Source organism: Rubrivivax rivuli (genome assembly GCF_004016505.1).
GTDB classification, from domain to species: Bacteria; Pseudomonadota; Gammaproteobacteria; order Burkholderiales; family Burkholderiaceae_C; genus Rubrivivax; species Rubrivivax rivuli.
This window is the reverse complement of the sequence record NZ_SACR01000009.1, coordinates 1-17,822: the sequence shown is the minus strand read 5'-3', so window position 1 is coordinate 17,822 and position 17,822 is coordinate 1. Positions and strand designations below refer to the sequence as shown.

At 63.2% G+C, this 17,822-nt stretch carries 16 protein-coding genes, 1 tRNA gene and 3 pseudogenes; 7 read left to right on the top strand and 13 right to left on the bottom strand.

The annotated features are described in order from the left end of the window. The first annotated feature begins 380 nt into the window (after window positions 1-380). Window positions 381-456: transfer RNA gene (locus EOE66_RS21555), tRNA-Asn, on the top strand. Window positions 457-605: 149 nt separating this feature from the next. Here the strand turns inward: EOE66_RS21555 and EOE66_RS21550 are convergent. The 6 genes from EOE66_RS21550 to EOE66_RS21525 form a co-directional block, all read right to left on the bottom strand. Then, window positions 606-1,586 (bottom strand): tyrosine-type recombinase/integrase, encoded by a 981-nt coding sequence (locus tag EOE66_RS21550; RefSeq protein WP_128230821.1) that lies wholly within the window; start codon window positions 1,584-1,586, stop codon window positions 606-608. Window positions 1,587-1,717: 131 nt separating this feature from the next. Further along, on the bottom strand, window positions 1,718-2,479 hold the full coding sequence (locus EOE66_RS21545) for an IncC plasmid conjugative DNA transfer DtrJ family protein (RefSeq protein WP_128230820.1): 762 nt from the start codon (window positions 2,477-2,479) through the stop codon (window positions 1,718-1,720). Continuing rightward, the gene (gene traD, locus EOE66_RS21540; RefSeq protein ID WP_128230819.1) at window positions 2,469-4,538 is read right to left on the bottom strand and encodes a type IV conjugative transfer system coupling protein TraD; all 2,070 of its coding nucleotides are present in this window, start codon (window positions 4,536-4,538) and stop codon (window positions 2,469-2,471) included. Before traD ends, EOE66_RS21545 begins: the two co-directional genes overlap by 11 nt. Further along, window positions 4,535-6,679 carry a MobH family relaxase gene (gene mobH / locus EOE66_RS21535; RefSeq protein WP_205702794.1) on the bottom strand — a complete coding sequence of 715 codons (2,145 nt, stop codon included), beginning with the start codon at window positions 6,677-6,679 and terminating at the stop codon, window positions 4,535-4,537. The genes traD and mobH overlap by 4 nt, the downstream gene beginning before the upstream one ends. A 176-nt stretch (window positions 6,680-6,855) precedes the next feature. After that, window positions 6,856-7,356, bottom strand: a complete 501-nt coding sequence (locus tag EOE66_RS21530; RefSeq protein WP_128230817.1) for a hypothetical protein — start codon at window positions 7,354-7,356, stop codon at window positions 6,856-6,858. A 47-nt stretch (window positions 7,357-7,403) separates the two neighbouring features. Then, the gene (locus EOE66_RS21525) at window positions 7,404-7,736 is read right to left on the bottom strand and encodes a hypothetical protein (protein ID WP_164885216.1); all 333 of its coding nucleotides are present in this window, start codon (window positions 7,734-7,736) and stop codon (window positions 7,404-7,406) included. On the opposite strand from EOE66_RS21525, the gene EOE66_RS21520 reads away from it, so the two are divergent. From EOE66_RS21520 to EOE66_RS21500, 5 genes and pseudogenes are all read left to right on the top strand, one after another. Continuing rightward, a complete protein-coding gene (locus tag EOE66_RS21520; RefSeq protein ID WP_205702793.1) occupies window positions 7,729-8,175 on the top strand; it encodes a TraU family protein in 447 nt (148 codons plus the stop codon). The two genes, EOE66_RS21525 and EOE66_RS21520, sit on opposite strands and share 8 nt — an antisense overlap. A gap of 2 nt (window positions 8,176-8,177) precedes the next feature. Then, window positions 8,178-8,897: pseudogene (trbC, locus tag EOE66_RS22320) on the top strand (type-F conjugative transfer system pilin assembly protein TrbC); the annotation flags it as partial. 77 nt (window positions 8,898-8,974) lie between these two features. Beyond that, a pseudogene (gene traN, locus EOE66_RS21510) lies at window positions 8,975-9,739 on the top strand (conjugal transfer protein TraN); the annotation flags it as partial. 2 nt (window positions 9,740-9,741) lie between these two features. Then, complete coding sequence (traF, locus tag EOE66_RS21505; protein WP_128230812.1) at window positions 9,742-10,818, top strand: conjugal transfer protein TraF; 1,077 nt, start codon at window positions 9,742-9,744, stop codon at window positions 10,816-10,818. Window positions 10,819-10,835: 17 nt separating this feature from the next. Next, window positions 10,836-11,045, top strand: a complete 210-nt coding sequence (locus EOE66_RS21500; RefSeq protein WP_128230811.1) for a hypothetical protein — start codon at window positions 10,836-10,838, stop codon at window positions 11,043-11,045. A gap of 211 nt (window positions 11,046-11,256) precedes the next feature. Here EOE66_RS21500 and tnpA read toward each other — a convergent pair whose 3' ends face one another. The 3 genes from tnpA to EOE66_RS21480 all read right to left on the bottom strand — a co-directional run bounded on the left by tnpA (window position 11,257) and on the right by EOE66_RS21480 (window position 12,823). Further along, window positions 11,257-11,601 (bottom strand): IS66-like element accessory protein TnpA, encoded by a 345-nt coding sequence (gene tnpA, locus EOE66_RS21490; RefSeq protein WP_128230810.1) that lies wholly within the window; start codon window positions 11,599-11,601, stop codon window positions 11,257-11,259. A gap of 232 nt (window positions 11,602-11,833) precedes the next feature. Then, entirely contained in the window at window positions 11,834-12,220 is a 387-nt protein-coding gene (locus tag EOE66_RS22515; protein WP_441347005.1) for an immunity protein Imm33 domain-containing protein, read from the bottom strand. Between the two features lie 174 nt (window positions 12,221-12,394). Beyond that, window positions 12,395-12,823 (bottom strand): YfbO family protein, encoded by a 429-nt coding sequence (locus EOE66_RS21480; RefSeq protein ID WP_128230809.1) that lies wholly within the window; start codon window positions 12,821-12,823, stop codon window positions 12,395-12,397. A 129-nt stretch (window positions 12,824-12,952) separates the two neighbouring features. Here EOE66_RS21480 and EOE66_RS21475 point away from each other — a divergent pair. Next, window positions 12,953-13,909: pseudogene (locus EOE66_RS21475) on the top strand (IS30 family transposase); the annotation flags it as partial. A gap of 187 nt (window positions 13,910-14,096) precedes the next feature. Here the strand turns inward: EOE66_RS21475 and EOE66_RS21470 are convergent. From EOE66_RS21470 to EOE66_RS21455, 4 genes are all read right to left on the bottom strand, one after another. Further along, entirely contained in the window at window positions 14,097-14,732 is a 636-nt protein-coding gene (locus EOE66_RS21470) for a hypothetical protein (protein ID WP_205702791.1), read from the bottom strand. Window positions 14,733-15,458: 726 nt separating this feature from the next. Further along, complete coding sequence (locus EOE66_RS21465; protein WP_128230806.1) at window positions 15,459-15,833, bottom strand: hypothetical protein; 375 nt, start codon at window positions 15,831-15,833, stop codon at window positions 15,459-15,461. Window positions 15,834-16,053: 220 nt separating this feature from the next. Beyond that, window positions 16,054-16,551: an energy transducer TonB gene (locus EOE66_RS21460; RefSeq protein WP_164885214.1), complete on the bottom strand. Its 498-nt coding sequence runs from the start codon at window positions 16,549-16,551 to the stop codon at window positions 16,054-16,056. A gap of 290 nt (window positions 16,552-16,841) precedes the next feature. Continuing rightward, window positions 16,842-17,045, bottom strand: a complete 204-nt coding sequence (locus EOE66_RS21455) for a hypothetical protein (RefSeq protein WP_128230804.1) — start codon at window positions 17,043-17,045, stop codon at window positions 16,842-16,844. Between the last annotated feature and the right edge of the window lie 777 nt (window positions 17,046-17,822).

The window sequence follows — 17,822 nt, the reverse complement described above, 5'->3', positions numbered from 1 at the left end:
ACAGTGAAACGCCTTTGCGCCGATGATAGTGCGGGTTCCCGTGTGAAAGTAGGACATCGTCAGGCTATTTATTAAGCATCAGCCCCGATCGAGAGATCGGGGCTTTTTGCTTTGCGGGATTGAGTTCGTTGTGCCGTCGGGAGGCGATCTGGTTCTGGATGCTTCAGCAGGACCGTTTCAGTTTGCTCGCGCCTGAGAATTGGCCTGCACAGTGGCATTGCTGGGTCCATGACTCTTAGCGTTTGGCTGGCGGTCAGCAATCTGACTTCGATCTCCTTGACCCGTCCGAGGCGGCATGGTGGCGCGAGGTCCGGCATTCAGAGGCTGAAGCTCAAAAGGCTTCACAAGCGCCGAAAACGCGCTATACTGTGAGGCTCAGTTCCCCGATAGCTCAGTCGGTAGAGCGCCGGACTGTTAATCCGTAGGTCCCTGGTTCGAGCCCAGGTCGGGGAGCCAAAGTCAAGGGGAGCCTGTTTACCTAGTAAGCAGGCTCCCCATCAGACTAGGCTGATCGGGAGCTGTCGAGACTTCTCTGTCTTGAACCCCACGCTTCCGACTATACCGGCGGTGTCTTCCGCTGGTCAAACTTCACGTCTTGTCTCGATTCATTCCAGTGCTTGGAGTGCGTCTCGCATCGTCGCGAGGTTCGGGTGCACGTAGATGTAGGTCGTGTTGATCGACGTGTGACCTAGCTGCTCTTGGACCACCTTGAGGTTTGGTACCTTGTTGGCCAGGATCGTCGAAGTTGTGTGCCGAATCTTGTGGGCGCTGAGCCTCGGTGTGTCGACGGGCATCGCCTTCCGTAGCCGTTGAAAAAAGTTGTCGAGGTTGTCTGGCCGCATCACGTCGTGCCGAAACGCGCTTCTTCTTTCGCTGAACAGGGGCAGACAGAACACTTGCCGTGGACCAAGATGCTGGCGGCACACCTCAAGCGTTCTCCGCCTCAGGTCTAGTAAGTCGTTGACCAGCGGTTCAGGCAAAGGAACCTTCCAGCCGCGCCTAGTCTTCGACGACTCCGCTGACAAATGGATTGACCGCTCAACAAAGTCAATGTCGCTCCAGACAAGCCCAATCAGCTGTCGCTTCCGCATGCCGGTGAAGTAGAAGGTTCGCAGTACCGTGTACCAGAACCACTGTGGCTGAATGACATCTACGGCCCGACCATTCCGGTCGAGGCGCGTCGCAGTCTGCAGCCACTCAAGGTAGGCGTTCATACTGTCTTTCGTCAGCGCTTTTGGTGCACCCCGCGACACAGGCGCGTTTGATACTCTCCGCAGCGGGTTCGCCAGCATCAAGCCTTCTCGCACAGCGCAGTTGAACAGCACCGATAGGTGTCGTCTCTCGGTGTTGAACGACACCGGCTTCATGCGCGTCAGGCTCCAGGCCCGGAAATCCAGCATCACGTCGGGTGTGATCTGGTTCAGGTAGACGTCGCAGGCATGCGCCGTCGGCCCGCACAGGAACCGTGCGAGGTTCCTCGTCACTAGGTCGTACCGTGCCTCTGTCGGCTTCGCAAGCATGTTGACTCGCAAATGGCGCGCAAGAAGCTCTGCAAGGCTGACGGTCGGTTGTGCCGCGTCGTCCATGTTTTCCAAAGTCCGTACTGCACGACTGGTTCGTGCACCCTGCGCCCACGTGTTCGGCTGCGCAGAAGCCGAAGCCGAGAGCGCAGTCCAATATCGGCAGAGTACGTCTTGGGAAAAGAAGTTGGCGCACGTTACATATACTTTTTGTAGTAGGCACACTGCAGCCGCACCAGTATCGCGATACCAATTGCTGTTGGGATGATTGACCGAAGTGGATCCTCCACAGCAGGCGCTGCCAGATACAGCACATACCCAAGAATCGCAACAAAGCTGATGCCTAGCTTGGCCCGGTGGTAGATGCTCGCGGACTCGTGCCCCGCACAGGCCTTGCGCTTCGCGCGCGCCACCAGCCCGTCCGTCGCGCCCAGCAGGACACCCACCCCCAGCAGCGGCAGAGCGCACAGGTAGGTGGCTGTACGCACCGCGAACAGGCCTGTGTTAGCCACTGCTAGGTGCCACCCATTGCCAGCCTCGCGGATCTGCCGCAGGACGAACTCGCCCCCGGGGTCCGGGTCGTTTCTGATGCTGTCGCTGGAGGCGTTGCGACGCATGAAGCTCGGCCAGTTCATCAGCGAACGCGCGAACATCAGCGAGACATCGACGGCGCCGTCGTGGATCGTGTTGTTGATCCAGGTGGCCAGCGGCACCGGATCGAAGATGCCCGGCCGTAGCGCGGCCAGGTGCCCCAACTCGTTGCTCAGAACGTTTCGCGCGTACTCCACGCGCTCCTCCGGGGCGGCGCGATCGCGCGCCCAGTACCAGTGGATCGTGATGGCCCCGAACCACACGCTCAGACCGATGATGAACCACCACCACACCACGCGCAGAGGCCACTTCCACTGGCGGACCAGTACCCCGTGGTCGATTGAGGCGCTGCCGGAGCTAGAAGCCATTGCCTGAGCCCTCCACGGTCAGCCCCTCGTCGGGATTCATGGCAACGTAGTTCGCGTAGGTCAGACGCATCTCCGTCAACATGTCGCGCCAGGTGCCGGGCACGCCTTCCTCGCTGGCAGGCAAGGGCAGGGGGATGCGAATCTTCACGAGCTTGCCGCCCTCCAGCAGCGCAAAGGCCTGCCCCTTGGGCAGCTTCATGAGCCAGGCGGGGTCGAGCATCGGCACCTTCTCGGTGGCGATTCGGTCCTCGTTGCGCGAGGCGAAATCGGCCATCTCCGTGGGGTCGTTGGTGTCGGACACGCCGCTGGCCTGCAGCCGCGTGAAGACCCGCACCTGTTCCAGCTGATCCGTCACGCGCTCGGCCGTGGCGATGTTCTTCACCCGCAGCATCACGATGCTGTTGAGGTTGCCCCCAATCTGCTCGGCCTTCGCCGTAGAGCCGACTTTGGCCTCGATGTCCTGCGCCGTCTGGCTGTAGCCGGTGATGAACAACCCTGCACCGCCGCCCTTGTTGGCGGCCTGGACGAACTCAGGGCCGATCAGCTCGTTGAGCTCGTCGGCATGCAGCCGAATTCGACGCATGCCTTCGCCCGTGGACATGCCATAGGTGGAGCCGTGCTTGTAGATGCGGCCGAACACGGAGGTCAGGTCAGCCAGCATTGACGCGCTCACTGCCTCGGCCACGTCGCGGATCGTCAGGGCATCGAAGCCGCAGTAGACGATGCCACCGCGGTTGATGACGGACATCCAGTCCAGTAGCGGCCTGGGGTCCTCGGTGTTGTCGTACTCGGGGGAGATGAGGTCTGCCACCTTGCCGGTGGTGAGCTTCTCCAGCAGCGGGTACAGCGAGTTGACCAGCTTCTCGAAGTAGGTGCGGTCGTTGGCCAGCACCGAGGCGATCGCGTCAAAGATCGCGTCCTGGTAGCCGCTCGTCTTGAAGAACTGGGCCAGCAGCAGCAGCTCGATGTCCCGACCGTTCTTCTCCGCCTTCTGCACCAGGTCCTTCTGCTCCTTCGTGGGGAAGGGGTCGAACTTGTCCTTCCAGCCCGGGACGTTGCGGTCCAGCCAGTAGGTGAAGTAGCGCTTGGCCAGCGCATCGATGCTGACACCGTAGGCGTAGATCTTCCTGAAGTCCGGCCGCTCGCCAACGGCGGCCATCGCGCGTGCGATGACGTTCACATAGCGCCATGCGAAGGCCTTGAACGCTGCAGACTGGCCCTCGGCGGGCAGCGGGCCTGTGGCCCGCGTGGCCACCTCGGTGATCTGCTCAAAGTTGCCGATCGGGTTGTAGCGGCTGGAGATCTCGGGGAAGCCCAGGTGAAAGAGCTGGAACTCCGCGGCGCGGCCGTGCCGCACCGCGGACGCGTACATGCCCAGCAAGAGGTCCACGTCGCCCTTGGGATCGAACACGATCACCACATCGCCGCGAGCGATGTCCTGCTCGATGAGGATCTGCGCCAGCCGTGTCTTGCCCACTCGCGTAGTGCCGTAGACCATCATGTGGTTGTTCAGCTCGGCCAGCGCCGTGTGGATCTCCTCCTCGTCGATCTCCACGCCGTGCAGTGCAGGATTGCCACCAACAGGCGGCAAGGGACGCACGGGATTGAGGGGATGGTCCCGGGTGGTCCAGCGCGTCAGCCAGGCGGGCGCGTCGGGCTTGCGCTCCAGGCTCCGAGCCCACTTGTAGAGCCGCGTGGGCTCCCGTAGGTGCTCGTTCTCTGGCTGTGCCAGCAGCGTCATCCGCTGTGTGTGCCGCGCCGTCCAGTAGAACCCGCGGCCGAGGAACACCGAGGTCTTGGACCACGGCACTTCGGTTGGGCGCAAGGCGTAGGGCTCCAACTCGCGCACAGCGCGCCGGAAGCGCTGTACCCGGCGTGCCTGCAGCAGACGCCAGGAGGCCAGCAGCACCATGGCCACGGCCGCCGCGCACGCCTGCAGCGGCGTCATCAGGAACATCGCTGGCCTGGCCAGAACCGCGCCGGCCACCAGCAGGGCCGCCACCACTGTGGCCCACTCGTACGGCGGACGGAAGACGTTGTCGATCGGTCCGCTGCTCATGCCGCACTCCGTGTGTTAGCGCCCTTGCCAGTGCTGGAGCCAGCGGCGGCACCAGCCGGCAGGCTCATACGTTTGGGCCGAGGCGCCCGCGTGATGCGTTCGTTGGGCGCTGGCACTGGGTTCCAGAACAGCTCGGGCTTGCCCAACAGGCAGAACGAAGCGGTGCGCGACAGCGACTTGTCCGCCTTGACGAAGGCGTAGTAGTGCATGTTCTCGTCGCCGTTGCGCACGGTCCAGCCGCTCTTGGCGAGCTCGTTCTGCAGGCGGGCGAAGGCGCGGTCGCCGTGCGACTGGCGCAGGGCTGCGATAGGCCCGTCGCTGACGGCCTCGTGCTCGCTGAGAAAGCGCCGGAAGATCTCCGGAGACAGCAGGAGTGCTCCCTCGGGCACGAAGTGCACCAGGGCCCCATCCTCGTTGTACTTGAGCGCTCCAGACCCAACCGACTGCGCCACCCAGGCCATCAGGGCTGTGGCTGCCGGCGTCGGCAGCCGGCTGTTGCCTACCGCTGCGCCAGCCGGACGCTGACCGCGTTCGCGAGGTCGCAGCGGTGCCCCCAGCTCGGGCGTCTCGGTCACCGGGGCTCGTTCCTCTTTCATCCCCGCATGCGCTGACTCGCTGACTGAGAGCGTGTCGTCGTCGCCCGCGTCCTGCGGTGCAGGAGCGGTCGACGAAGGTGCTTCCACCTCCTGCGACACCGCGGCAACAGCGGCAGGGGCTTGCGCCTGGGCAACTGGCGCAGCCGTCTCGGCTGTCTCTAACGTTTGCGGCGCCTCCACATGTACTGCCGGCCGCACCTCGCCAATGGCCAGTGGCGCGACTGGCGCAGTGGCTTGCGGCTCCACTGGCAGGCGCTGCGCAGCCTCAGGCGCTACAGGCTGGGCGACCTGCGTCGCCTGAGCCAGCCTGGGGGCCTGCGGAGCCTCTGGCACCCGCAGAGGCGCTGGCGCGGCAACGGACGCTGCAGGTGTCGCTGCCGGGGCCGCTACGGGGGCGTTTGATGGTGTGCTCGGTGCCGCAGGGCCAGCAGCACTCTGTGCCAGCCAAACGCGGCCTTTCATCGGCGCCGGCCGCTGCGAGGCATCGGGGTACAGCTTGTCCACCGCGAAGCAAAGCACCGTGAAGGCGTCGGGCGGGGACCACCCCTCGCACTCGACGCGTACCCGCCAGACAGCACCCCCGTCTGGAGCAGTCTCAGCCGCACCGTACTCCTGCCAGGTGTCGAACAGCCGATCGTTCTTGTCCTTGCCTGGAACCCCTTGAAGGCTCTCATGCTGGGACAGGTAGTTGCGCACCTCGTCTGCGAGCCTGGCGCAGACGAAGTACACCTTGCCATCGTGAACCCAGCCGGCTGCGCCAGGGCGGTTCAAAGGCAGGCTGGCGCCCTCCACAAGCATGCGTCGCAATGCCTCCATCAGGCGTTCGATGAGTGGGCGGGCCCGCGCGGTCGCAAAGCGAGTGCGCGGGCTCGTCAGCAGGTTGCGGCGCACCGAGTCGCTGTCGGCGCGCTTGATGAGGCTGCCAAGCGCGCCGTCCTTGTCCTCCCCGGACAGGTAAGCCAGCAGCTGTGCCAGCACATCGCCTTCCTCGGCCAGCCAACGTGTGACGCGCGGCGGCACGAAGGTATGCAGCAACATGGCCCCTAGCTTCGCGTGGGCCTGGTAGTCCCGCTCTGTGGGGTCAGCAAAGGTCAGGCTGTACCAGTGCGCGCCGAAGGCCCGCATGGGACCCGCCAGGGGCGTCCATGCGCGCCCGTCGCGCGGGTCTTCGGTGTACAGGGTGACGCGAACATCTGTGACAGGCTTGCCCACGTCATGCAGCAGCGCAGCCACGAAGACCGCATAGGTCCAGCGGTGCTCCAGCCGCTTGCGCTCCTCTGTGCCGGCACCCGGTGGCAGCTCCATGCCGGCTCGGAAGGTCAGGGCGGCGTCGGCCACCTCCAGCAGGTGCTGCCAGAGGCCGCCGGGATGCGCGTGGTGGTGAGACTCGGATGCCGGGAGCATCTGGACGAACTCGGCCAGGCTTTCCAGCACCGGCTGGCAGTCCTTGGTGAAGTTCGCCTGAGACAAGCGCGTCTTGCGCTCCACGAGTTGCACGAGCTTAGCGGTGGAGGTAGCAGCCACGATGCCGTCGAAGCCGCGCACAGGGATGTGCGCGGGCGGGCGCGGCGCGGGCGCCGCGGCAGGCCGGCTCGGCCTGGGCACACCGTGGCCAGCCGAGCGCTGCCCGACCCGGTGAACCAAGACGGCACCGAAGACAAAGGCTGCCACTAGGGTTGCAGCCTGCAGGCCTTGCATCAGGTCCACGGTTGTGCGGTGGCTTAGTGGCCGGCGGTTGTCGATGAACTGCTGTCGAGCTTGCGCAGCACATCCATCTGCGCGACTTGTGCCGCCGCGGTGGCAACGGCTTGCGCAGCATCGTCAGCCGAGGATTGCAGTCTGCGAATTCGGCGCATGTCTTCGACGCAGAGCGGGCGACCCATGGCAGCAACCTCAGCAAGGTAGCGCTTGATCTGTGGGTACTGACCAGCCATTTCGACAGCTAGCGTGAACTGGAGGTCACTGAGCGGTCTGAGACGATCAAACAGGTGCGAGCCTTGGGACAAACGACGTGCCCAGATGTACAGGACAGCGATGACGTAGAGAGAGGCAAACGCCGCCTGAGTCTCCCAACCCCAGAGAGTTATCCGAGACATAGCGACTACCGCAACTGCCAAGGGGAGTACGGTCCACAGTAGGAGCAGCAAAAGCACATCGGCCAAGAGCAGTGATCTGATCCGCCGCAAGGCGGGCGGAAGGGCGTGCTTGACTGGCGTGTCCATAGAGTTTTCCTTGGGTCCGTTGCGCGTACTCGCGCGTCCTGGTGCGTTCACACCGTCAGCTGCTCGCGGGCATCCAGCCCTTCAGCAAGGTTCGTGAGGGACGTGCGGGTTCGCTGGATCTCCTGCAGGCACCACACGTCGTGCAGGAGCAGTGGCCGCCGCAGCAAGCGAAGTCGGCTGAGGTAGGTCCTGGCCTCCTCGCACTGGGCGGCCTGCGCATTCGCCCACCTGTGGGCCTGGTCATCAGCTCGGTCAAGCGCGGACCAGGCGCGGCTCCACGATCCGAGGGCCGCGAACGCCACGACGTACACCGTCAGCAGTGGCGACGCCAGCATCAGTGCCATGGGATCGAGGTCTAGATGCTTGCGGGCCATGGCCATCGGCGCCTGCTCCGCAGACTGCGTGGCTGCGAGCGTGGGCTTCGGCATCCGCGAGCTTTTCTGGTGCTCGGGCTGCAACGGGCCGACCTACCCGATGAACGGCAACGTGCCGGTGCACATCGGCGGCATCCAGGCCAGCTCGCTGCTGAACCACCGCATCCTGGCCAAGATGCACCGGCTGTTCATCTCCTGGCAGCAGCACGGCCCGTCAGCGGTGTGCAGCGGGCACCCCGCGCCGCTGATGGACAAGCGGGGCTACAAGACCCAGATGCTGTACCCGATCCCGATGACCTCGGGCACGGACGGCTCGGGCGCCAACCGCTGCTGCCAGCCCCTGGGCCGGACCACACAGATCTGGGGCATCGGACGTGAGTACCCCATCAAGGGCGAGGACTTCACGTACCAGGTCTTCCGCAAACGCAACTGCTGCATCTCGTGACCATGCGCTGCCACCTCATCACCCCGGCAGTGCTGCTGGCCTGCCTGTGCACCGCCGGCCTGGCACAGACGCAGGCCCCTGCAGTGCAGCCTTCACCGCCTGCAGCCGCACCCCGGATGCCCACCCAGGCCGAGCTTGACGCTGCCGCCCGCACGCTGCCATCGCGGGCGGAGCTGGAGCGTGCGATGCAGGCGCAGCAGCGCGCGTCAGGCGTGCGGCTCCCCGAGCAGCCCTCGAACGCCGCGCAGCAGGCCTTGCCTGACCTGTCGCGCCTGGCTGAGCAGTACGAGCAGATTCGCCGGGGACCCAGCGGCCCAGGCTCCGCGCAGGGCAACGACCGCGAGGCTGCCGGCCTCATCGTCTTCGTGAGTCTGGGCATGCCAGAGGCCAGCCTCAAGCGCCTGATCGCCGATGCCAGCCGGGTGAAGGGCACGTTGGTGCTGCGCGGTGTACGCGACCGCTCGATGAAGGCCACGACGAACCTGCTGGCCGACCTGATGCGCGAGCGTCAGGTGCCGTGGCAGATCGACCCGGTGCTGTTCAAGCGCTTCGACGTGAAGGCGGTGCCGGCAGTGGTTCTGGTCGATCCCAACCGGCCCGTGCTCGTGGACTGCGGCGCCAACCGATGCCAGGAGGCGGCCTACGCGAAGGTCAATGGTGACGTCACTCTGCGCTACGCGCTGCAGGTGATCGAGAAACAGGACCCGGCGCTGGCGGCACTCGCACGCCAGCTCGGCGCAGCGATCGATGGCCGGGGACGCGCGAGTGCTGGTCCTATGCAAATGAGTTCGCCTGCACGTCGGTGGCCAACACGTCGACGTGCGGCGGCGCGGCCTTCCAGACTTGCAGCCCGGCAGGCACGTCGGGCTGCAGGCTCTTCGACGACAACGGCCGCTGCATCCAGGCGAGCTTCAACTACGACTGCAAGGTCGCGGATGCCGTGTTCTCGCCGGCCGTGAACTGCGGCGCGACGACGTTCTGCGAAGGCGGCTCCTGCTGGGAGCGCAACAAGACAGCCAACGGGGACTTTGCGATGGCGGTCAGCCAGCTCGAAGCCCACATGCAGGCCGGCCTCGACATGGACGTGGACGGCTCCAACATCCAGATATTCAAGGGCGCCGATCGGCGCTGCCAGATCGCCAATCTGGGCATCGACAACTGCTGCAACGACGGCGGTTTCATCGAGCGCTGCAGCGCTGAGCAGCAGGAAACCTACCGGCTCAAGCAACAGGGCCGCTGCCACGAGCTCGGCGAGTACTGCTCGAACCGCAGCGCGCTGGGCATCTGCGTCGAGCGCACACGCACAGCGTGCTGTTTCAGCTCGATCCTGGCCCGTGTGATTCAGCAACAGGGCAGGGCGCAGCTGGCTCAGGCCTGGGGCGATGTCCGCACGCCCGACTGCACGGGCTTCACACCCGACGAACTGACGGCCCTGGACTGGTCCAGGTTTGACCTCAGCGAGTTCTACGCCTCCATCCAAACCACTCCGCTGGAGCAGTCGGCCACCCAGGGCGCTGCCCAGAACCGGCAATCGAGCTGCTACTACGGCCAAGGGAAGTGCTGACCATGCTGCTTCGCCCGACCTCCCTCTCGTTCTCCCTGCCGAGTCGCCTGGCCCTGCTCTGCAGCGTGGCCGCGGCTTTGATCGCTCAGCCTGTGGTGGCACAGGAAAGGGCCCAGGAAGGCGCACAAGCGGTCGCGCAGGCCAGTGCCACCGTTCCGGCCTCCGCGTCGCTGGACGGGGCTGCAGCGCGCCCTGATGCGCTCCTGGAGGCGCCCGTGGAGCCACGCTACTGGCGCCGATCGCGGGAAGGGTGGTTCTGGCAAAAAGACCCGCCACCGGTGGCCGTGCCCAAGCCGGCACCGGCAGCGCCCCGGGCGGCCAAGCCGCTCGATCCCGACGATCGCGACTTGGCTGAACTCGACGCCTTCAAGGTCAGGCTGGAGCGTGCGCTGAACGTGGCGACACAGAACCCGACCGAGGCGAATGTGATGCGCTACCTGGAGATGCTTACCCAGGCCCGCCAGAAAGCCTCGACCTTCGCCGACATGGCCCAGGCCGTGGCCGTGCGGATGCCGTGGATCGACCACACCCTCACGGGCGGCGGCAGACCTTCGCTGCCAGGCGCGCAGCGCGCCTACGACACGATCCGCATGCAGGATCGCGACCAGCTGCTGCGCGAGATGGCGCAGACACACGGTCTGTACTTCTTCTTCCGTCGCAACTGCGCCTACTGCCACGTGCAGGCGCCGATGCTCGCGCAGTTCCAGAAAAAGTACGGCTTCACCGTCTACGCGGTGACGCTCGACGGCGGCACCTTGCCAGACTTCCCGAACGCGGTGCCGGACCAAGGCCTGGCCGAGAAGGTGGCTGAGGCCATGGGCGTGCCGACCCAGCATTTCGTGGTGCCGGCGGTCGTGCTGGCCAAGCCGGCCACCCGCGAGGTCGTGCCTGTGGGCTTCGGTGCCATGACCATGGACGAGATGGCCGACCGGGTGGCCATGGTCGTCCGCGTGCGCGATGGCGGCGCCGGTCGCGGTTCGCGCCACGCGCTGGCCGCCCTGGTGGGTGTGGATGCCCAACCGCAGGGACCTGGCGCCGAGAGCGGCGACCCGTCCCTGCTGCGTGGGCTGCGCCCATGACGCCCTTGGAGCACACCATGGGAATGACGCGCAACGAGGCCTGGCTCGTGGCGCGCCAGTGCGCCCAGGCCTGCGGCACCTACGTCGTGCCCTTCGAGCCGCCCGAGTGGGCCCTGGTGGCCATCCAGGCCGCCGCCAACGGCGTGATCCCCGACCTACCTGCCAGCGAAGTCGAGAAGACCCTTCCCCTGGCGCCGCAGTGCGCCTCCGTCGACGTGGAGCTCTGAACCATGAAAACACGTGCAACCCTGCCTGCAGCCCGGAGCTTCGCAACGCGGGCATGCGATTGGCGCGCCGGTTGGTGAACAGATAGACATGGTGCGGCCGTGCTGCACCGAACACCGTGACCACCCGGGCCAATGCAGCTTCAGTTCCAGCGCGCATATCCAGCGTCTCCACGGCCATCCAAACCGCCTCAACCTTGATCATGGGCGCGGATCAAAGAAGCAGCTCTCGTGTCCAGGCTGCGAAGTCAGCTGCGGCCGCCACCGGCCACGTCACCTTCATCACCACCGCGCCGCGGCGCAGCTCAACGTCGATGGTCTGCTTGTCCGTCGACGGCACCGCGGTCGTCGCGACGGCCACCGGCAAGAACTGCTGCGACACAGTCACTGCACCTGCCTCGCGGGCAAGCTTGCACCAGCCATGCACGATGTTGGCGTTGATCCCGTGCGCCATTGCGACCTTGGCTACTGACGCGCCCGGCACGGCGCACTCGGCCAGGATCTGCGCCTTCAGCTCTGCGCTGTGGCGCCGGCGCTTACGACTGGTCTCCGTATCCATCGTGTCCAGCTATTCGTTAACTGGACAGGATCGTTGTCGCCGCGCAGCCCCAGTTCAAGATGAGTTCGCCGGACGCTTACCCTGCGATGCCGCACGAGGGCGCCGAAGAGGTCGAAATCGTGCCGCGCATGCGACGCGATTCGATCAACGGATCGAAAGATCCCGCATCACGACTTGCCAGCCGTAGGCGCGAGCCCGCCAGGCGTCGACGGCAGGGTTCTGCAGACCGTCCTTAGCGGCTGGCAGGAGGCAAAGGAGATGCCGTTAACTCACTCGGCGTTGCCTCGAGCAAAGACGCGTCGAACCATACATCTTCGAAGTCTTGCCCGTCTATCAAGAAGCGATACCCAGGAGGCAGATCAAGGTACTCGCCCACTTGGGGCAAGTAGTCGTGAATGTGTTCGATGTGCAGTGGTGCGAAGAAGTCGGGCTCCGAGGAAAGCTCGGTGCCGCACCAGATGTACCAGCCGTTTGTCGTTGTGGTTGGTGCACGTCGTAGGCCGTTGATGGGACGCTTGCCCAGCGACGCGAGCGCCAAGCCAACGTTCGTACGCGGGACTGGGGCAAGTGGAGTTGCTTTGGCCCAGTCGCAGACTAATTGAATCTTGGCGACGCGCATAGTGTGGTTTGTGCGGCCTAACGTTCGAGCTAACCCCGAGCGCGGAAGGAGGCGTAGTAAGCCCGGTGACCGATGATGCTACGAGCGACGGGCGCCGGGCTTACTACGCCTGCCGTAGCGGGTCGCGGGCTGAGCGAGGGATTCGGCCGCACTGGGAGTTGCGAAACCTGCGCTCTAGTCCCAGCACACCGAAAGAACGCTGTAGCCGTTGCTCGGCTCCGGCGCATTCTTGGGCTTTCCGTATGGCCATCCTTTGATGACTCCGTCGGTGTGCATGTCAGCCAGCCAGCTTTCGACGTCCGACGTTGACGCAGTGGTGAAGATATGCACGTTTTCTGCGGGAGGGAACGAGTCCGCATAGTGTTCATGGTCCCAGTCGAAATGAAGGCCTACCAAGATGCGCTCGACATCGCTTCTCTTTGCGATCTCTTGAAATCTCTTGTAGATGTCAGCGATAGCCGGCCTGCCGTCGCCCCTTTGATTTGTTGCGATGCTCTCCTCGTCAGTGTTGCCGTCAAAGAAGAGTACGTAGTCGACAGCGGGTGGCGTGTCTCCTTCGTGCCAAGCCGATGTGGAAAGGGCTTTGCGAAGTTGTTCGAGCATGGCAATTGTCGCGGTTGAGAAGCGGTGCTTTGTGCGGGGCGGATTCTCACGTGAAGTGCAACACCTTCGGGAAGGGGGAGCGGTGAGTGGAGACTTGCTGTTTTCTCTTCCGGCAAGAAGGGCTGCAGCATGGGATATCACCAACTCACCGCGAGGGAACGCTATCTGATCGTGGAGCACAAGTCCATGGGCGAGAGCCTGAGGAAGATAGCGAAGCACCTGTGCAGGAGCGTGTCGACGATCAGCCGGGAGCTCAAGCGCAACGCGTGCACGAGCGACGGGCGGTACCGAGTGGAGAAGGCACAGAGCTACGCGCAGGCCAGGCGCAGGCGGTGTCGCCGGGGAACGAAGTTTGACGCTGCCTGGGTAGCAGAGGTGCACCGCTTGGTGCAGAGGAAGTGGAGCCCGGAGCAGGTGAGTCGAAGGCTGCTCAAGGAGGGCCGGCTGAGCATAGGAACGGCGACGATCTACCGGTGGGTGGCCAAGGACAAGGCGCGGGGCGGGCGGAGCTGGCTGCAGACGAGGCAGCTGTCGCACCGGTACCGCAAGGGCTACCGGGTGGTAGATCGCAGAGGGAAGGTAGCTGGCAAGAGGCCGCTGAGCGAGAGGCCAGCGGGCGCCCGGGATCGGAGCGAGGCGGGGCACATCGAGGGCGACACGGTGATGGGCAAGGACGGGCGGCACTGCCTGCTGACGCTGGTGGACCGCAAGACACGCAAGACGAGGATCTTGAAGCTGCCAGCCAGACAGGCGTGGGAAGTGAACAAGGCGCTGGTCAGGGAGGTTAGGGCGGGGAGGCTGAAGATGAAGACCCTGACGCTGGACAACGGGACGGAGTTCCACGGATTCAAGCAGTTGGAAGAACAGCTTGGCATCCAGGTGTACTTCGCGCAGCCATATCACTCATGGGAGAGGGGCACGAACGAGAACACGAACGGACTGATCAGGCAGTACCTACCGAAAAGGACATGCTTTAAGAATCTAACTCAAAGACAATGCAACGAGATCGAGCGAGAGCTCAACGACAGGCCGAGGAAGGTTCTCGGGTTCAGCACGCCAAACGAGGCGTGGGCTGAAGAGTGTTGCACTTCGAATGGGAATCCGTGCTGCCTAACGTTCGAGCTAACCGGACCGCTGCGGCGGGACGGCTTGGCCCGGGCTGCGAAAATGTACCGCGTACCGCAGGCCGGGCCAAGACGGCCCGCCGTAGCGGGTCCGGTGGTTCAGCGAGGGGTTAGGCCGCATTCTTGCGCTTCGCCTTTGTGAGGGGTTGCTAGTACGCGCGTTGGTTCCAATTCGTTGGATAGTTGGCCTTAATGTAGGATAGAAACTGTATGCCGTTCTCAGTAATTTTGTATTCGTGCGAGTCTGAAGGGCCGGACTGCGAAACTACTCCGAAAGACACGAGGAAGCCCAAGTAGTCCCGGAGCTGATATTCGGTGCTGCTGGCTCTTTGCTGATGCTCGTCGTGAAACTGTGTTAGTGCGGATAGTTTTGTGGGAACATCGGCATTGGATTTTAGATACTCCAGCATCGTAATCTGAGTTCCGTAAATCCGCGTGAACAGACGTTCTGAGTGGTAGGCAAATAATACTCGTCTGTACTCCAGCAAAGTTTGCCCGGGATTTTCTTGAATATATCTGAGCGCGGCCGGAGCAGAGGGATCTTGGGCCAACTCTGGCGGCACCGCGGCGGGGTCCTGCCGCGCTTGAGGCTCTGCGGGCCTTACCGCGTTGTCGGCTGCTGTCGCAAGTCTGTCTTCTGTTGCTGAAGTTGCTGTCGACTGTTGCGCTGGAGGAATAGCCTTGAAAGCTTGACCGAAGATATTGCCTTCTACAACGCGCTTAAGAAAGTCATCTATCGCACTTCTAAAGCGCCAAATGAATAGCACTGCGATGACGAGCGCCATTGGCGGCCAACTTAGCAAGACCTTGGCGTACTCAAGCAGCATTGCCCAATCAACCGAACACATATGCGCTCCCATTGTTTTTGATGCGGCCTAACGTTCGAGCTAACCCCGACCGCGGAGGCAGGTGTTGTAAGCCCGGTTCGTGATGATGCTACCGCTGGCACGGACCGGGCTTACAACGCCTGCCGTAGTGGGTCGGGGGCTGAGCGAGGGGTTAGGCGTCACAGCGTGCTGTTGGCGTGCTGGGCATGAGTAGGGTAGTTGCTCTCTGCCGTGGTGGCGGGGCTTCAGGCGGCGCTGCCGAAATGCCGCCAAGCTAGCGAGATTAAGGTTTTCAGTTCGTTGAATCTCTGTCTGTGTCCTCTATGCCCAGAGCCCGGAGAAGTGGGGCTAGTACCCAGTACACAAGCGGTCCGGCGCAAATAAGCAGTGCTCCCGCCTGGACTAGCGTGTTGTGATGAGGAAAGTAGTGCCCGAAGAGCGAGATCATTCCTCGCCAAGCCGTGAAGAGAACGAGTGCCTTTGCAAGTGCAAAGAGGATCGGCTTTAGGGGGCGCTGAAATGGCGGCATCGTAGTGTCTTCGGGCACAGAGCGCTGATGCATAGTGAGTTGAAAACAGCGCCGCCATGTGCTTGCTTAGTGACGCCTAACGTTCGAGCTAACCCCGACCGCGGAGGCAGGGCGGCCTGCCGTAGTGGGTCGGGGGCTGAGCGAGGGGTTAGGCATCAGCGCGACTTTCGGCTCTGTGCTTGGATTCTCAACCTCACGGCCTTGGATAGGTTCCGTAGATCGAGATTGAGCCAGGCGCCGAGTGTTTGGGGGGCGCTGGATAAGTATTCAAGGGGCGGCCCTTTGGTATAGCGCTTCGCCCCAAGAAAGCCCGGCCTTGCTCGTGCCGCAATGGTGAACGCAGCAAAAGCGAGAAAGGCACCTGCTAGAAAGCTCCCCAGTACGAACCAGTTTTCGCGCCATGCGCTTCCAGTGATCTTGTCGCATGCAATGACGAATGCCGCTAGCCAAACAAGGCTCCCGAGGCGCAGCGACATATCTCGCCACGAATTGCTCTCCTGCGGCGTATTGTCGTCGGTGATCCGGATCATGATGATCCATGTCGCACCAAAGCTTGCGGAGAATATGAGGATTCCAGAGAGAAGGAGCATAGGCTAACCAACACACCTGAATCTGATGCCTAACGTTCGAGCTAACCCCGACCGCGGAGGCAGGTGGCGTAAGCCCGGTGACCGATGATGCTACGAACGGCGGGCGCCGGGCTTACGACGCCTGCCGTAGTGGGTCGGGGGCTGAGCGAGGGGTTAGGCGTCACCTTCCGAGCGTAAGGCTTAGCTGTACGACGAGAGCGAACTCCATGGTGCATGGCTTGCCGGAGCAGACAGCAGGTTTAAATGGCGTTCCGAGGACCACACGCGTAATGGCATTCGTTAGAAGTTCGTCAGGCGATTCGTAGATGTCGGCTTTTAAAGCACGTCCATTTTGGTCGATGAGGAAGTGAACGCGTAGACGACCCTCCGCTTCCCGCTTTTCAGACATCTGTCGCAAAGCCAGAATGATCTTCTTCATGCCGTCGCGTGGAAACGGGGGCTCATCGGTTTCGGGCATGCTCTCGTAGCCTGACCTAAGTCTTGCCTTCTCTTGCGGCGTCAACTCCTCATAGCGCTTATCCATAGGTATGAAGCCAAGGGCGGCGACGTCTCGAATTCGACTCCCCGAGGGTGGATCAGGCGCTCGGAGAATCTCTTGCGCGACAGACACGTTGCTCAAGGCGAAGAGCGCACTGAAGACCAGGAGTTGGAGTTTCATAGGTCTAGTTCGTAGTTTTAGGTGCGGCGCTCTCTGCGCATTTGGGTGACGCCTAACGTTCGAGCTAACCCCGACCGCGGAGGCAGGACGGCTTGCCCGTGCGGTGCAGCATAAACCAGCGCGCCGCACGGGCAAGCTGGCCTGCCGTAGCGGGTCGGGGGCTGAGCGAGGGGTTAGGCGGCACTCTGACATGTTTTGTTGATGATGGACGGAAGCAGCGCAACCCGGGAACGGAGAACATGATCCGGTGACGCGAGGGCGTGAACCTTGAGCCGAGCCAAGTCAGTTGGCTATTGACTTCTGTCTTTCATGATCGCTTCAAGGCGCTCCAAGATCTCGTTCGTTCTCTTCATCTCAACCAGTTGAGCCGAGGCAAGATCTTTCATGTCTTGAACATGCTGCTTGTAGTTGAGTGCGCCACCCTTCTTCATGAAGTAGAACCAAACAGCGACTAGAAGGATAAGTGGGCCCCAAGCGTAGAGAAAGTCGTGCACGAAAGGTTTCCCTTGCAGTTATGTTGTCGGATGTGCGCAAAGTGGGTGGCTTCTTGGCGGGGATGATCGCACGCCGTCTTTTGGTGCCGCCTAACGTTCGAGCTAACCCCGACCGCGGAGGCGGGACGGCTTGCCCGCGCGGTGCAGCATAGACCCGCGCGCTGCGCGGGCAAGACGGCCTGCCGTAGCGGGTCGGGGGCTGAGCGAGGGGTTAGGCCTCACGGCGTTGCGTTGGTTTGAACGTGTAGTTTGTCTTTACCACTGGCCTGAAGCTACCGACTTGTGTTGCAGTACGCCTCGCTGGCTGTCATGGCTTGGACGTTTGCAGGAGCCTCCCAGGCGGGTACAGGACAACAAGCGACGTCCACGCGCTGCTGGGGGCCCGGACGGTTACCTTCTGAAGGTGAAGTACGTCCATAGTGCCTCAAGCGCCGACAAGACTGCAAACGCTGCGATTGCGGGTACCAAGCTGCTTGTCATTAGAGACGTTAACGCTCCGAAGACAAAGATTCCGAGCGATGAAGCGTGCAGAAGAACTGCGACGAGCGGGTTCGAAAGTGGATTGCGGCGGCGCGGGGGCAGGAACTCCATAGTCGCAGGTAGCGGTGATGATGCGAGTTTGGTTTTGGTGAGGCCTAACGTTCGAGCTAACCCCGACCGCTACGGCAGGCCGGGGCGCGGAGCCCAGGCGGGCGGTGGTGCAGGCCGAAGAGGCCGCGAAGAAGCAGCCGGAGCGCGTGTCTTTGCGGCGACCGCCGCAAGGCGAGATGGAGGCAA

Excerpts from the sequence above, each read along its gene's own strand:
- EOE66_RS21550 (WP_128230821.1), bottom strand. The coding sequence starts at position 1,586 with ATGGACGACGCGGCACAACCGACCGTCAGCCTTGCAGAGCTTCTTGCG.
- EOE66_RS21545 (WP_128230820.1), bottom strand. The coding sequence starts at position 2,479 with ATGGCTTCTAGCTCCGGCAGCGCCTCAATCGACCACGGGGTACTGGTC.
- traD (WP_128230819.1), bottom strand. The coding sequence starts at position 4,538 with ATGAGCAGCGGACCGATCGACAACGTCTTCCGTCCGCCGTACGAGTGG.
- EOE66_RS21530 (WP_128230817.1), bottom strand. The coding sequence starts at position 7,356 with ATGGACACGCCAGTCAAGCACGCCCTTCCGCCCGCCTTGCGGCGGATC.
- EOE66_RS21520 (WP_205702793.1), top strand. The coding sequence starts at position 7,729 with ATGGCCATCGGCGCCTGCTCCGCAGACTGCGTGGCTGCGAGCGTGGGC.
- EOE66_RS21525 (WP_164885216.1), bottom strand. The coding sequence starts at position 7,736 with ATGGCCATGGCCCGCAAGCATCTAGACCTCGATCCCATGGCACTGATG.
- traF (WP_128230812.1), top strand. The coding sequence starts at position 9,742 with ATGCTGCTTCGCCCGACCTCCCTCTCGTTCTCCCTGCCGAGTCGCCTG.
- EOE66_RS21500 (WP_128230811.1), top strand. The coding sequence starts at position 10,836 with ATGGGAATGACGCGCAACGAGGCCTGGCTCGTGGCGCGCCAGTGCGCC.
- tnpA (WP_128230810.1), bottom strand. The coding sequence starts at position 11,601 with ATGGATACGGAGACCAGTCGTAAGCGCCGGCGCCACAGCGCAGAGCTG.
- EOE66_RS22515 (WP_441347005.1), bottom strand. The coding sequence starts at position 12,220 with ATGCGCGTCGCCAAGATTCAATTAGTCTGCGACTGGGCCAAAGCAACT.
- EOE66_RS21480 (WP_128230809.1), bottom strand. The coding sequence starts at position 12,823 with ATGCTCGAACAACTTCGCAAAGCCCTTTCCACATCGGCTTGGCACGAA.
- EOE66_RS21470 (WP_205702791.1), bottom strand. The coding sequence starts at position 14,732 with ATGGCGCTCGTCATCGCAGTGCTATTCATTTGGCGCTTTAGAAGTGCG.
- EOE66_RS21465 (WP_128230806.1), bottom strand. The coding sequence starts at position 15,833 with ATGATCCGGATCACCGACGACAATACGCCGCAGGAGAGCAATTCGTGG.
- EOE66_RS21460 (WP_164885214.1), bottom strand. The coding sequence starts at position 16,551 with ATGAAACTCCAACTCCTGGTCTTCAGTGCGCTCTTCGCCTTGAGCAAC.